13 protein-coding genes are annotated in these 14,713 nt (G+C 43.0%); 5 read left to right on the top strand and 8 right to left on the bottom strand.

What is annotated here, in order from left to right:
• The first annotated feature begins 51 nt into the window (after nt 1-51).
• The 3 genes from QOL44_RS02905 to QOL44_RS02895 all read left to right on the top strand — a co-directional run bounded on the left by QOL44_RS02905 (nt 52) and on the right by QOL44_RS02895 (nt 5,576).
• On the top strand, nt 52-3,282 hold the full coding sequence (locus QOL44_RS02905; RefSeq protein ID WP_009061065.1) for an efflux RND transporter permease subunit: 3,231 nt from the start codon (nt 52-54) through the stop codon (nt 3,280-3,282).
• Nucleotides 3,283-3,295: 13 nt separating this feature from the next.
• The gene (locus QOL44_RS02900; protein ID WP_009061066.1) at nt 3,296-4,519 is read left to right on the top strand and encodes an efflux RND transporter periplasmic adaptor subunit; all 1,224 of its coding nucleotides are present in this window, start codon (nt 3,296-3,298) and stop codon (nt 4,517-4,519) included.
• 109 nt (nt 4,520-4,628) lie between these two features.
• Nucleotides 4,629-5,576: a class I SAM-dependent methyltransferase gene (locus QOL44_RS02895; RefSeq protein WP_009061068.1), complete on the top strand. Its 948-nt coding sequence runs from the start codon at nt 4,629-4,631 to the stop codon at nt 5,574-5,576.
• Here the strand turns inward: QOL44_RS02895 and QOL44_RS02890 are convergent.
• The gene (locus QOL44_RS02890; protein ID WP_048814762.1) at nt 5,570-6,124 is read right to left on the bottom strand and encodes a hypothetical protein; all 555 of its coding nucleotides are present in this window, start codon (nt 6,122-6,124) and stop codon (nt 5,570-5,572) included. The genes QOL44_RS02895 and QOL44_RS02890 overlap by 7 nt on opposite strands.
• A 636-nt stretch (nt 6,125-6,760) precedes the next feature.
• On the opposite strand from QOL44_RS02890, the gene QOL44_RS02885 reads away from it, so the two are divergent.
• Complete coding sequence (locus QOL44_RS02885; RefSeq protein WP_009061072.1) at nt 6,761-7,807, top strand: aromatic ring-hydroxylating oxygenase subunit alpha; 1,047 nt, start codon at nt 6,761-6,763, stop codon at nt 7,805-7,807.
• A gap of 126 nt (nt 7,808-7,933) precedes the next feature.
• Here the strand turns inward: QOL44_RS02885 and QOL44_RS02880 are convergent, their stop codons facing one another.
• Nucleotides 7,934-9,331, bottom strand: coding sequence for an RNA-guided endonuclease InsQ/TnpB family protein (locus tag QOL44_RS02880; RefSeq protein ID WP_079199622.1), 1,398 nt, complete (start codon nt 9,329-9,331; stop codon nt 7,934-7,936).
• A 48-nt stretch (nt 9,332-9,379) separates the two neighbouring features.
• Here QOL44_RS02880 and tnpA point away from each other — a divergent pair, with 48 nt between their 5' ends.
• On the top strand, nt 9,380-9,796 hold the full coding sequence (tnpA, locus tag QOL44_RS02875) for an IS200/IS605 family transposase (RefSeq protein ID WP_219804413.1): 417 nt from the start codon (nt 9,380-9,382) through the stop codon (nt 9,794-9,796).
• An 8-nt stretch (nt 9,797-9,804) separates the two neighbouring features.
• On the opposite strand, the gene QOL44_RS02870 is transcribed toward tnpA, so the two are convergent.
• The 6 genes from QOL44_RS02870 to QOL44_RS02845 all read right to left on the bottom strand — a co-directional run bounded on the left by QOL44_RS02870 (nt 9,805) and on the right by QOL44_RS02845 (nt 14,051).
• Nucleotides 9,805-10,266, bottom strand: a complete 462-nt coding sequence (locus QOL44_RS02870; RefSeq protein WP_009061081.1) for a hypothetical protein — start codon at nt 10,264-10,266, stop codon at nt 9,805-9,807.
• Between the two features lie 65 nt (nt 10,267-10,331).
• Complete coding sequence (locus QOL44_RS02865) at nt 10,332-11,018, bottom strand: nucleotide-binding protein (RefSeq protein WP_228343276.1); 687 nt, start codon at nt 11,016-11,018, stop codon at nt 10,332-10,334.
• Nucleotides 11,019-11,550: 532 nt separating this feature from the next.
• On the bottom strand, nt 11,551-11,775 hold the full coding sequence (locus tag QOL44_RS02860; RefSeq protein WP_009061086.1) for a hypothetical protein: 225 nt from the start codon (nt 11,773-11,775) through the stop codon (nt 11,551-11,553).
• A 13-nt stretch (nt 11,776-11,788) separates the two neighbouring features.
• Nucleotides 11,789-12,313 (bottom strand): RNA polymerase sigma factor, encoded by a 525-nt coding sequence (locus QOL44_RS02855; RefSeq protein ID WP_009061087.1) that lies wholly within the window; start codon nt 12,311-12,313, stop codon nt 11,789-11,791.
• Between the two features lie 211 nt (nt 12,314-12,524).
• The gene (locus tag QOL44_RS02850) at nt 12,525-12,908 is read right to left on the bottom strand and encodes a hypothetical protein (protein WP_009061089.1); all 384 of its coding nucleotides are present in this window, start codon (nt 12,906-12,908) and stop codon (nt 12,525-12,527) included.
• Between the two features lie 936 nt (nt 12,909-13,844).
• The gene (locus QOL44_RS02845) at nt 13,845-14,051 is read right to left on the bottom strand and encodes a hypothetical protein (RefSeq protein ID WP_009061091.1); all 207 of its coding nucleotides are present in this window, start codon (nt 14,049-14,051) and stop codon (nt 13,845-13,847) included.
• Between the last annotated feature and the right edge of the window lie 662 nt (nt 14,052-14,713).

The following is a 14,713-nucleotide window of genomic DNA, read 5'->3' as shown; positions in this document are numbered from 1 at the left end:
TTGCTTAATCTTTTTTATAAAAAAGAAAAAAGGACTCGTTCTTAAAACTATATGTGGCTTGTAAAACTATCCCTAAAGAAGCCTTATACCATTGGGGTCATTGCTATTCTTATTCTTTTTTTTGGTTTTTTTACAATAAAGACGACTCCTACCGATATATTCCCTGAAATTAATATCCCTGTTGTTGTAGTCACTTGGCAATATCTGGGACTAGTCCCTACCGACATGACTAATTATATCACTACATTTAGCGACTATCAGATCGCTAATTACGTGGATGGAGTCAAACGTATCGATTCTAATGCTTATTTCGGTTTTTCCGTCAGCAAAATTTACTTTCAGCCCTATGTCGATATCTCTATGGCGGTAGCAGAAATTACATCGGTCCTACAGCCCATCATTAAAAGAATGCCACCTGGCACAACCCCACCTCTTATCTTTCGGTTCAATGCTTCATCGGTTCCCGTGCTTCAAATTGCTGTCTCTAGCTCTTCTCTTTCTGAATCAGCTCTTTACGATTATACTATTTGGCAACTTCGTAGGGATCTGTTATCTGTAAAAGGAACGATGTTTCCTCCTCCATGGGGAGGTGTTGTCAGATGGATGACAGTAGACTTAGATACCAATCAGCTTATTGCTAGAGGTGTCTCCGCTCAAGATGCTTTAGATGCTTTGGCTGGGCAAGTTCTTAATTATCCTTCAGGGGATGTAAAAATAGGGGATAGAGACTATTTTGTCACATTAAATAATGTCCCCAAAAACCTTTTTGAAATAAATGACTTCCCAATCAAGCGCGTCTATGATCCTAATGTTGCCTATGTTCGGAAAAATATTAATGATCGAGTCATTTATTTTCGAGATGTAGGGACAGTTCACGATGGAGGAATTCCTCAAGTTAACCTCGTCCGATTAAATGGAGTTCATGGGATCCTCATGACCACACTCAAAACCATGGGGGCTTCGACAATCCAAATAGTTGATCAAATAAAATCCCTTCTTCCGGAAATTCGTAAAGCTAACCCTGACAAAAGAATTCAAGAACTATTCGATCAGTCTGTATTTGTGCGTGCTGCTATAAAAGGAGTGGTCTTTGAAGCAGCCTCAGCTGCTCTACTCACTGGTCTTATGATATTGCTTTTCCTACGCAGTCCCAGGAGTACCTTTGTGGTTTTAACTTCGATTCCACTCTGTATATTTACGGCTTTGTTCTTACTAAAACTCTTTGGATATACTCTAAACTTAATGACGCTTGGGGGGTTGGCCTTAGCTGTGGGCATACTCGTAGACGATGCCACAGTCGCTGTCGAAAATATTCACAGAAACAAAGAATTGGGGAAACCTCCCTTACAATCGATCATGGACGGCTCCCAACAAATAGCTCTTCCTGCATTAGTAGCCACTTTGTCTATCTCTGTTGTATTTACCTCAGTGATCTTTTTGGAAGGTCCTCCTCGATTCCTTTTCATTCCAATGGCCTTAGCAGTAGTTCTTTCTCTTCTTTTTTCCTATGTACTTTCACGTTCTCTTGTCACCGCCATGATATTTTTGCTAGAATTCAAGCCTCATGAAGCAAGGAAAACCGATCAATTTTTTTCCTTTTTTTATAAAATACAAGGTTCTTTCTATAACAACTTTGAAAGGCTTCGAGTTGCCTATTCAAAAGCGCTTAGGATCGTCTTAACTAATAGAAAGAAATTTTATTTTTGGGTTTCCTTTTTCATCACTTCAAGCCTGCTAACCTTCCCCTTTATTGGTCGAGATTTCTTTCCCACAGTTGATGCAGGAATCATGCGACTCCACGTCTACACTCCGACAGGAACTCGTCTTGAAAAGACTGAAGAATACTTCTCAAGGATAGAAGCAACAATAAAAAAAATCATTCCTCCGACTGAATTGGAAACAATCGTCGATAATATAGGGCTACCAATCTATTTTATGGCGACTCTAGCCATGTCTGACTCGATGAATCAGGGCTCTTTCGATGGAGAAATCATGATCAATCTAAAAGAAAAACACCGGCCTACAGCATTCTATATGAAGCAACTCAGGAAAACGCTAAGAAAAGAATTCCCAGATTGTGTTTTCTTTTTCCAGCCTGCAGACATGGTCAATCAAGTGCTCAATTTTGGAACACCTGCTCCAATTGACGTTCAAGTTATTGGTACTGATGAAAAGCTTACTGCAGAATTTGCCGTCGAATCTCTTGCAGCCATTAGAAAAATTCCAGGCATTGCTGATGCCCACATTCACCAACGGTTCGATTACCCAACCCTTCATCTTGAAGTGGATAAAGTAAGAGCTATAGAAATGGGTTTGTTTCAAATTCACATCGCTAACAACATTCTCAACCAATTATCGAGTAGTTATATGGTCAAGCCCACTTACTGGCCGGATCCCAAAACAACCATAAATTACCCTCTCTTAGCTTTTAGTCCACAATTAAAGTTTAACTCCATCAATGACTTGTTAAACATCCCACTTACCTCCATTACAACGCCGTTTTTGGTTGGTACCACGCCTTCAGTCGAATCAACCCAAACACTTCTTGGCAATGTTTTGAATCCTGAACTCTTGGCGAACGTTGTTAGCCTAACCCACTCACAAGAACCTGCAATGATAAGCCACTCCACAATGAAACCAGTCTTTGACATCCTATGCAATGTCCAAGACAGGGATTTAGGCTCTGTAGCTGGCTCCATTGAAAAAAAACTTGAACCATTAAGAAAAAAACTGCCTCCACTCTATCGGATTAATATTAGTGGACAAGTCACTAGCATGAATAGTGCCTTTCAGCAATTGGGATTTGGGATAGTTTTTGCTATCATCCTAGTTTATCTTTTGATGGTGATCAATTTTCAATCATGGCGAGAACCCTTCATAATCCTAACAGGATTACCCATTGCTGCCTGTGGGGTTTTATGGATGCTTTTCATTACTCGAACAACATTTAATGTTCCATCTCTTATGGGTATTTTAATGGCAATAGGAGTTACAAGTTCCAACAGCATTCTTTTAATCACTTTCGCAAACCAAAGGGTCAAGGAAGGATTAAGTCCTCTTGAAGCATCGATTGAAGCCGGAACCATTCGGTTTAGACCCATATTGATGACAGCTACAGCAATGATTATTGGCATGCTGCCTATGTCCCTGGGATTGACTGAAGGTGGAGAGCAATACATGCCTTTAGGCAGGGCCGTGATTGGTGGACTGCTGATAGGTACAGTGGGAACTCTCTTCTTTGTTCCTTCCATGTTTACAACTATCCGGCAGGGGAAAAAATAAGGAGTGAGAAGCAATGGGTATTATTAAGGTAAAAAAAAACCTTAGAAATGACGATAAGGAAGCGCTTCCAGCCCAAAACAAGAAAAGTTCTTTTTTTTCTTCCGTAGCCTTCTTTTTAAAAGAAAAGGGACCAAGGGTTTTAAGAGCCTCGAAAAAGAAAAATCTCCGTTTTATTTTAGGAGGGGTCCTTCTTTTACTCCTACTTCTTTCTTTCGTTCAAAGAATCTTAAACTGGATTGAACTCCAATCGGCTCTACATGAATCTCAACTCATCTATGTACATGTGGTTCAGCCTGAAAAAACTAATCCTTTTATATCATTGACATTACCCGGTACGACTCAAGGCTTTTATGAAACTCCGATTTGGGCAAGAGTCAACGGTTACATTAAAAAATGGTATGTAGATATCGGAGATAGAGTCAAAACTGGACAGCTTCTTTGTGAAATCGATGCTCCTGAAGTAGATAAGGAGGTGGAACATGCTCGAGCTAAAGCAGAAATCGCCAGAATTAGTTATGAAAGATGGAAAAACCTTGTAAAAAGCAGAGCTGTATCGGCTCAGGAATATGACGTACAGAGAACCGGATATGAAGCGGCCCTTGCTGAGCTGGACAAGCTTTTGCAATGGCAAAGTTTTGAGAAGGTTACTGCTCCTTTTGATGGAGTCATCACTGCAAGGAATATCGATATAGGGACGCTTGTCGCCGGACAAAACGAGGCAGTTCAAGGGGCCCATAAACAGCTATATCGAATTGCTCAAATCGATGTCCTAAGAATTTATATTGCTGTTCCCCAAACCTATTCTTTTTCTATAAAGGAAGGGATGACTGCAGAAGTTATTGTTCCAGAACAAGCAGGGACAATCTATCCAGGAAAAGTCGTTAGAACATCTTTTGGCTTAGAAACGGCTTCGCGCACCCTTCTGACAGAAGTCGATGTGGAAAACCCAGAGATGAAATTACTTCCTGGACTCTATGTAATTGTTTCTATCAAAGTCCCAAGCGTTGCTCCTTGGACCATCCCTGTTAATACTCTATTTATTAAGGAAGGCCAACACTATGTGACAGTCATTGACAAAAATAATATTTGTCATTTGAAAAAAGTCGAAGTTGGGAATAACGACGGCTATAAAGCTGAAATTTTAAAAGGCATCGATCCCGAAGATCGAATCGTTTTAAATCCACCAGATGAAGCAAAAATCGAGGGCACTAAGGTTGTTGTTGTTCACTCAAAATAAAACAAATCTTCTTTTTTCTTCACGTTAATCTTTTAATATATTTTTATACTTTTAAGAACTTCATAAAATTGTTAAGCCAAAGACTATTAAAACCCGCTTTTCATAAGGCATGCAAAAGACTCTTCTCCAGCTCTATTTAGAACATAAGGAGAAAGTAGCTCATAAATGGAGTTCTTATCTTAAATTTTATGATACCATTTTTTTTAACTATAAGCGCTTGCCAATTAACATATTGGAAATTGGAATACAAAATGGGGGTTCTCTTGAAATTTGGGCTAAATATTTTGAAAATGCGATCAGAATTGTAGGCTGCGATATCAACCCTGATTGCAAGAACTTACGCTTCTCCGATCCTCGAATCCGGGTTGTCATTGGTGATTCTACCGAAGAAATGACAAAAAATAGAATTCTCGAGGAAGCTTCCCCTTATCATCTCATCATTGATGATGGATCTCATAAAACTTCTGATATTATTAAGAATTTTGCACTGTATTTTCCACAACTTGCAGCCAATGGATTTTATTTAATTGAAGACTTGCATTGTAGCTATTGGCAAGAATTTGAAGGAGGTCTATTTTATCCTTACGCTTCTATTGGCTTTTTTAAAAAGCTTATCGATATTATCAATTATCAACATTGGAATGTCAAAATAGCCAGAAATGTATTGCTGAAAGGCTTTGAAAAGCTCTATGGCATTCGACTTGAAAATGAGATACTCGGTCAGATTCACAAGATCGAATTTGTCAATTCTCTTTGCGTTATAACCAAAGCTAATGAGCATGAAAACAAGCTTGGAGAACCCGTTGTTGCTGGAATTGAAGCTACAGTTATTCCCGAAGTGAAGGCTTTAGGTGGGGTGGTCTCCTTTCCAGATCAAAAAGAAAATTTTTGGTCCAATGAACCCAATGAAGAACTCATTGAAGAAAAATTGACACAAAAGCTAGTGGAAAAAGAAAAAGAAATCGAAAGAATCAAAAATTCATTGAGTTGGAAAATAACAGAGCCTATTCGTTTGCTTCAAAAGCTTTTCGGCGACTCGATGAAAGGAGATCAATAAGTATTATAATGGATAATATCAAATTTGGATCGAATATGATAAATAGTGATTATCTGTGAGGAACTTTCTACAGGTCCTCCATAACCCATTCCAAAGCCTGGGTACATCATGGGTCCCCAAAATGGATCCCCAAAGCCGAATGGATAGCCAAACATCCCATAACCAAACCCGCCTCCCATAGAATCATAATAGGTTTCTCGTCTTTTCTCAGTCAAAACCTTCGAATAAACTCGAATGACCCCATCAGCATGTTTGTCTCTAGCTTTATCTACGGCTTTTTTTATAGCCTCCCATTTTTCCTTTTTCACTTTTGTCCAATCATCCGTCGTTCTTTCGTCCTGCAGCACACCCTTGATCCAATACCGCATAGCAGGATTACCACTCAACCACACATCTACGTTCTTTATCCTTATTACTCTTCCTCCTGAGCCTTTTTTCATTTCTGGAGGATCAATAGGAAAGTATTCGGTGGAAGCTTTTGCCGCGTAGAAAGAAACAAAAGGTAGAAGGATTAGCACATATTTGGTTATTCCAAGAAAAATCTTCATCCAATTTCGCGGGAAACCCCGGCGTTCACGCCAGGGAGGGATAGCGCGGCGGCATGAGCCGCCCCTGTTCCCGCATCTCCTTTCTCCAATGCTATCTTGGTCCACGAATATCCATAAGGGTATAGAGAGGTGGCGTGAACCGCTTCCCATCCTAGGGATTACGCCCCAGCCAGCTTTCGCCGGTGACGGAGTCGGGTTGGCGTTTCCGACTCGCTCCCCTCGGGAATATGTACAACTGGCTACCTGTTTGCGCAGGAGGAGAGAACCTTCGGCGCTTTGCCTTTTGCCAACATGATCCCCTCCTTCCAGAGTCCAGGACTGTGAAAGCATCCCAAAGTGGGTCTTCTCTTGTTTATCGCTCATGTAGTTACTGCTTTGCATTACCACTGCTCCATCACTTACCCTGTTCAACCCGGCTTGTAGTTATCTACAAGCCCCCGCATTTAGCGGAGGGGTAGATGACTATCAAAGAAAATCAAACTATTGAAACCGACTTGCAAAGAAAAAGTTCCTAATGAATAAAGAAGAAAATCTTTGAATAAAGAGTCGTTCAATAAATTTTTGATTATCTCCTATCCATTGTTTTCTTTCGATTGGAAGAGAAACAAATGTTAGATTAATTTTTCTAAGAAGCCCATGGATCCACTTTTGCCTTCTCCCAATACCATAGAAGCCTATTATTCATCGATGGCCGCTTTTTGGAATCCTGTCTGTCCTTCTGCTTTATTAATTGAAAATCCATTGGGAATAGAATTGCTTGGCAGACGTATTGTGCTAGCTCGACTAAATGGAAAAGTTGTTGCCTTCGATGATTTATGTCGTCATTTGGGGGCAGCACTTTCCCTGGGAAGAATAGAAGAGGGGAGATTCTTAAGATGTCCCTATCATGGCTGGTTGTATAATGAGGAAGGTCGCTGTATAGATATTCCCTCTAGACGTGGCACTCCGATTCCTAAGGCCGCTTGTGTCAATAGATATCCAGCAAAAGAATTTCTAGAAATGATCTGGGTCTGTCTTATGCCCACGGCTAAATATGAGCTGCCCCATTTTACTGAGTTCGAAGATAGCTTTTTTCACCAGCTCGATCACGGTAAATGGAAAGAATGTCTTTGGAAAGCTAGTCCACAGCGCATTATTTTAGGTCAACTTGATGACACCCATTTTGCATGGGTTCATCCTACTACTATTGGTCATCCAGCACAAACGGAGTCTCCTGATCACAAGGTTATAAAGGAAAAGGGGTATATTATCTCTACCTTTAGCGTTTCTCAAAGAAAAAAAGCTCCATCTTCAGGATTTAGCAGATCTTTGACTGCAAAAGAAGAGGAATTAAGCACTGTTCATTATACTGTTTCTGCTGGGCCCAACTGGATTCATCTACGCAAAGATAATGGGAAAGGAGAAATTTGGGCTTTAATCCAACTCCTCTGTCCTATCGCCTATAACAAAAGCCTTATGTTTTGGAAAATTGCTCGCAATTACGATAAGGATCCTTCACATGATCCTGTCTACGAAAAAATTCAATTACAGATCATGGAAGAAGACAAACGCGTCATTGAAAGCCAAAGGCCTTGGCTACTCCCTCCTATTTCTTCTAGCTTGTCTCTTTATCTTCGTCCCAGCGATCTTCCCCTCATTGAGTATCATAAATGGATGGAAGAAGAAAAAGTACCTCCATTTTAAACAAAAAAGATATTCTAGAACTATAACACCCAAGCAGATCAATGGTTGATGAACTACTCCATCCAAGCCTGAGGGCTCTGGGATGGAGTTTCGCGCTTCCCTGCGGGCAGTTTCACCGGAGTATGCTCAGCTCGCGGACTTCCAGCCCGCAGCAAGGTTCCATCCGGCCAGAGCTTCCCGCTCCACGCATGGATCGGTTCCCGTCCATTCCTTTCCGTATACAACGACCTTCGGCCCCGGAAAGGCGAAGCCGTGATCCTTCTCCCACTTCGCCAAGCCCCAGTCGAGAAGCCCGAGCGCCGAGTTCTCGTCCCGATGGCAGGACGCTCCGCATGCGCACTCATGCCACCGGTCGCCGAGGGTCTTTTCCACGACGCCGCCGCATCGGTGGCATCTCTGGCTTGGCTTCAACGTCCTCGCCTGTGCTTCCAGGTATCCGATACCAGCCTCTTCCGCTTTGTATCCGACCATCGCCCCGAAAGCTCCGAACGATGCGTCCAACATCTCTCGATTCAGCCCGGCTTTTTGCCGCACACGTTTCCCAGGCTTTTTCCGGCTGCCCCGGGCCGAAGCCGTCATCCTTTTCGGCTCCAGCTCCTCCGTGATCAACAGTCCGCTGCGTCTCACCATCGCGGCGCTCTGCTTGTGCAGGAAATCCTTCCTGACGTTCGCCACCTTGGCGTGCATCCGGGCGAGCAGCTCGTACTGCTTGCGCAACCTCTTGGAAATGCGAAATCCCTTCCGTTTCCCGTGCTTGCGGATCGCCGCCTCCATCTTGCGGGAGATCGTCCGTCCGAGCTTCCTGAGCTTCTTAAGCGCCTTGCGCAGATTGCGCGGATTGGCGACCTCGGAAACGTCCGGCTCGCTCTTTTCCGGCTCCAACCTGGCGCTGGTCAGGAACCGCTCCGTGCCCAGGTCAAAAGCCTCGGCTCCACAGCTATGCTCCCGCGCCGGCCGGCAGCGCATCGTGACCGACGCATGCCATCGGCCGCCGGAAAGAAAGATCTCGCATGTCCTGGGTTCTCCGGGAGTACGGGCCTTGCCCCGGATCGGGATCTCCCCGATGCCGGAGAGACGAAGCTTCAGGTGAGCGCTTCGCTCTCTGGCGATCAGCCGCCAGTCACCTTCGTGCTGCTTGAAGCCGAAGCCGCTGAATCGCCCTGCCTGCTTAAAACGCGGGAATCCCGGCTTTTCGCCTTGCCGGACGCGGCGGAAGAACGCCTGAAAGGCGAGATCCAACCTCTTGAGCGTTACCTGGGCGGATTGAGCGTTGATCGAGGAGAGAAGCGCGCTGCGGGAACGGAGCTCGGTGAGCCATCGGCACTGCTCGACGAAACCGATGCTCCGCTTTTCCTCCTTCCACGCCCGCCTGCGCTCCTCCAAAGCTAGGTTCCAGAGAAAGCAATGGACCCAGCGAGTCCGCAAAAGCTCATCCCAGACGGTCTTGGATGGATAGAGCCGGTAGGTGACCTTACGCTCGACCGGGCCCAGAACGGGAAGACCAGCGGGTGATGCGATCATCATGAGGCGACGCTGGACAGTGGCCAGCAATATGGTCTATCATTTAGTGTAATGAGAGGTCAAGTGCGTTTGCACCTTCTGCATCACTGCGTTTACGCGCTGCACTACCATTTAGTTCTTGTCACAAAATACCGCCGCAAGGCGCTCACCCGCCCCATGCTTGACCGGTTGCGTGCTATTGCGGAAATGCGCTGGGAGGGATGGGGCGGACAGCTGCTTGAGTGCAACGGAGAATCTGACCACGTTCACTTGCTGGTTGCCTTGCCACCAAATCTTGAACTCAGCCGCTCCCTGAACAATCTCAAGACAACTTCTTCCAGGCTTCTCCGCAGAGAGTTTGTCACAACGGTCGCCCGTTTCTATCGTAAGGCAGTTCTTTGGAGCCGTTCCTACTGCGTTATCACGTGCGGGGGCGCCCCATTAACCGTCCTCAAACAGTACATCGAACGGCAGAAAACGCCGGAATAGGGCGGCCTTCACCACCAGCCAAGCCCAAGGCTCTGGCTGGAGCACTGGCTGCCAGAGAGGGTAGAAACTAAAATGGCACCATTTTTAGGATAAGACCACTCTCTTTCTCTAGGTAAAGGCATAGATCTCTTATAATTTCTTTGTACTTCCCGAAGCGGAGCTAATGTCTTTTCAAGATCCTCAAGTAGCTGTTGCTGAATTTTCATCATTTCTCTTTCTTCATCCAAAAGAAAGGCTTCGAGTCTAGAAAAATCCCTCCAAAGAGTATCCTGCCAATTGTCAAACGCCGCCATTTCCTCTTCAATCTTCTTTAATGCCTCTTGAGCCTGAGGATCTGTAGGCTTCAATACTTTTCCATTGACAATTATTACAATCTTTTTCTTATCGCAATCATAATGAGTTCTTTGGGCAATTAGAGAGAAAGGAAATAAAAATAACAAGAGGAAAAACAAAACCTGGGCACGTTTCATTGGAATCCCTCCTCTTTTCCTTAGGAGAAATTTTATTCGTTTTTCATGAATTTTCAAAAATTGAATCAAGAAAAATGTTGGAAAATATTCAAGCCTTCCAATTGATCAAATACCGATTGATACCAGTTTTTGATCCTTTGTCTTAATAAAAGAGGGATTGATTTATCCTCTATAGCAGCAGAAGGCCTTAAAGCCGTTTTTATCAACTGCTGCATCGCTTCCTGCAAAAGCGTGGAGATTTTAATTTCATACGGCAAGAAGCTTTTTCTAAATAACTGACCCGATTTAGAGTCATAATAATCACTAAAATTTTGAATTTTTGAATGCATCATGTTTTTTGCAATTAAATACTTACAACTATCTTTGAGCACGGCCGACCAATCAAAAATGCCTCCCGTTGAACCCGGATATGGAGTAATTGAACCTACCGCAATCACGTCCACTTTGAGTTCCACAAGTACTTCAGGAGTGATTACTTCTTTCCACCATTGCTTGATTTCTGCCCCACTATTAGCTGGCAAGTCGATAATAGTATATTCATTTTCTGCAGCTGCCTCCATCACCATATCACATTCTCTGGGGCTTCGGATATCAAGCTTCAGGCAATCGTTAAACCAGTGGCTGATACCTCCCGCTTTCCCTGAATTTTCAAGATCTGCTTCAATCACATGCACACGTTTTCCCTTACGCATCAACCAATCAGCAATAAGTAGCATTGCAGTGGTCTTACCAGTTCCACCTTTCGAACCCATTGACATGAAAAGATAACTTTTAAGCATGATGTTTGACCACCACGGAAATCTAGCTTCTTTCCTTCAGGTACCGTAGAAAAACTACAAGCAACAATTCACCCTCAGTATCGTCTACTGAAGTCTTGTGAAAAGAGTATGGCTCATCGCTCCAAAATAATGGCTCCTTCATCTATTTCCTAATTCTTATTAAGAATCATTAAGCAAGACCCTCTAGCTTCCCTACTTCCTTATTTCCCCCTCCCCCAATACAAGCTTTTAGTATTTGGCCTGATTTAAAGTCTGAGCAATGCTTATCTGGTGCTAAGACAGGCAGTACCTGCTCCCATCTTAAGTCGGAATGCTATACTAGAAGCAGTCTACACTTACATGTACTTCCACTTTGTTATTAGACAGGCCATTTAGCTTCTCCACTACTATATAAAAAAGAAACAAATGGAGTCAACAGCCTAGGAAAAATTTAACATTTGTAACAAACTTTTACAAAATGTTCTCTACTAAAGGGATAATCGAATAATTGTATAGTATACACGTGTTACTTTTGAGAACTATTATCTTCAAAATCATTGATAGCCTTAAGAATATTTTTTTTGAGAGAAATGGGTGGCGTTATTTTTTCAATGGATTCCTTAACAATTTGATCTAATGGGTCTTGCTTTTCAGGATAAAAAAACAATTTCTTATGATGAATAGGCACACAACTTCTTTCTATCCTTTGGTTTTTCTCTTTTTTCCTTTCCTTAAAACCAATCTTTTTCAAATGGAATTCCTTATTAAGCTGAAACCTTTTTGGGATTTTGAACTTTTCTTTTTCTCTTTTCAAGAATTAAATCTCTAAGCAGTTTTTTCCCACGGAATATTCTGGACATAACGGTGCCAATAGGAACATTTAATATTGCCGCAATATCCAGATAGGAAAGTTCATCCATATAATACAACCAAAGGGCAATTCTGTAAGGTTCGTCAATTTTCATGAGACATTCCTTAACAAACTGACTATCTACAGCTATTTCTCCTTTGTGTTCGACCACAAGAAAATTTTCCATCTCTTCCATTTCCATATACTGATAGCGTTCTTCCCTTTTTTTCGATCGAAGAAACAGCCTATAAAGAGTTGTAAAAAGCCAGTTTCTGATTCTTGAATCATCTTTAATTTTATTTTTGTTCGTATAGAGCAAAACAAAAGTCTGTTGAGTTAGATCACATGCTTTATCTACTTGCCTGCATAGAGATATGGCAAACCGATAAACGTCTACATAATGAGCTTCTACATATTCTTTAAATTTTTTTTTAATCATACATACCACCCTTTTTTCTTTTCTACTAGATAGTTGTCCAAAGTCTGCTGAACTAGATAGCTACTACGCTCTAGGTTTTACCATTCAATAGAAGAAGAGCTTATGGCTTTTAGAAAAAAAGACCGATCCTCTCTTCTCTGTGCTACAACCAATGGAATGCTCCAAAATGAAGAGCTAATTTTTATCCATCCTGTCTAGCACTCTTCTTTTTTTAAGAAAGAGACTTGGGTGGTGGATTAATAGGTGAATAAGAAAGAATTATTGGATTTTCTTTGATTTGATAAAGAGTTTGTAGAAGCAAATTGTTTCTTTCAACATCAATAGACAAGGAAGCAGTAATCATGGGAGGAGCCTTTTTCAAAGACTTAGACCATGCCATCTTTTTTGCTTCCTTGAATTGTTCTTTTGACACTTTTTTACAAATAGAACAAGGATGTTTCCCATCAAAAGTCATTGCCACCCCATTCTCAACCCCATAGCTGGAAGAATATTGAGAGATCATTTTCCCATAAGCAAAAAAAAGAATAATAACCCAATGGGCCCCCACAATACCGAACAAAGCGACAAGGGATAGAATAGAGCCTATTTTTTTCACTTTTTGCTCGGATCTTCGATCTTTTTATTTTTCAAGTCAAGGCTATATTTTTCAAATTTTAACTTAAAATGACATTCTATTATTTTCTATTCTAAGCTTAACTAAACTGTTCCTGAAAATATACTCGGGACATGCTTAGGGCTGATCCAAGATCGTTCTTTTCGCCTTGGTTTTAGACCGGGAATGCCCCAGGATTGACAAGACTGTTTCGTCCTCTGAAGAAGCAGGCTATAACCTGCACATCGTCGAGTCCATTACAACCGTCATGCTTCCGGTGCCTGGCGTCGTCTGCTCCGGAACAGTCTCCCTCATCGGAATTCCTATAAGCTGGTATGCCGCTATTACAGATACACCCCTCCAAAAGCATCGCATGCAGCCGGCTCTGCGGCATCCACAGAAGAACCTCCCGATCTCCAATCTTTTCCTTGAGGTTGTATGTGCCAACCTTGTCCGTATAGCTAGCACACTCATCATAATGATACACAAACTTGTCCCCCCCATGCGATGCTTAGGAAGAACATACTCAGACCGCGGACAAGCTGAGAACTATGGGCTGGGTTGACCTTTTCTCGACGGGAACCTCCCGCAGGCGCCAGCAATTCGATTCGCTCTTGAAGCATGCCGCTACGCATTGGTAGGATGCCCTTGGAAAGCTCTTTACTTGAGGCTTTTCCCATATCTAGGTAGATCCTCAAGAAACAAGTACCGAAGCTCTTCGTAATGTAAGAAGTGGGCTCTAGGCTTGTATGTATCCACCTCTCTATTTCTGCTTGCCCCTTGCGCACATGAGGCCGCCTGCTTTTTCTTCCCCTAGGTTGTGCTTACGGATGCGTCTTGGCTTATTCCCTAAACCCTCTCCCATATTTTTTCCCGTGGTTATCCGTGAAAACTCTAGAAAGTAGAGCCTCTATCCCGACCGCTTCCTCCTATAATCGTTTAGGAATTTTTAGTTGCGTAGGGAATGACCGCCTCCTTTTCCTTTAAAACAAGGCTTATCATGCCCCAAATCTTTAAGTTAGCTAACAAAAGAGTGACCATCCTTTTGCCACCTCCAAGACTCATGAGCAGAATACACTCTCTTGCCTTCTCTTCAAAAGCCTGGCACCTCCATTCCTCGCATCCAATCGACTGACGCAGCTTCACTCTTGGCAGCTTTCCGATTGCCCTTCCGTAAGTCCTTTCAAAAGCTCAAAAGGATGACAGCTTGCCGCTCTTTTTTGTCATGTGAAATTTAGAAGTGGGCGGCTCTCTTTTTTCTAACACAGAAACAAGTCGCTGCAGAGAGTGGAATATCTAGAAAGCAACCCGCTTTGCTTCTTCTATCCATCTCTGATGGCACCGGATCTTTGAGTTGATCATCATAGAGGAGGCTAACTCACACTTTACGATCACTTCCTAGCCATCCTTGAGGGCTACCTTCCACATTCTTGCTGGCAATCCGCTTTGGTCGGCATATCCTTCCTTCACAAGCTTGTCCTGCTTCCAGCTCAGCATTCGCCTAGGCTTTCCGCGAAGCAGTCCAAGCCACTAGCCGGTCCTTGTGCACCACCACAATCTCGGAGATCACGCTCTGTTTCCCTATCAGACGCAGGAAATTCTTTCTCTTGTAGTTTAGTCCACTGCTTTCAATCCTCCAGCCGTCCTGCCACCGTCATCCCTTGTGCCAAACAAAATCTTTCCAACGCTTACCGATGATCCTTCAGATCCCCTTTTGCCCGGCAATGGAGATTCTTGTATAGGAGCTTGTGCTAGGCTCTCGTCGTCTTTTGGCCGATCACCTGCTTGTAGCCCTCATGGGAGTAATA

It is taken from the genome of Candidatus Methylacidiphilum fumarolicum (assembly GCF_949774925.1).
GTDB classification, from domain to species: Bacteria; Verrucomicrobiota; Verrucomicrobiia; order Methylacidiphilales; family Methylacidiphilaceae; genus Methylacidiphilum; species Methylacidiphilum fumarolicum.
Note: the sequence above shows the minus strand (reverse complement) of the source record. Positions and strands in the feature narration are given on the sequence as shown.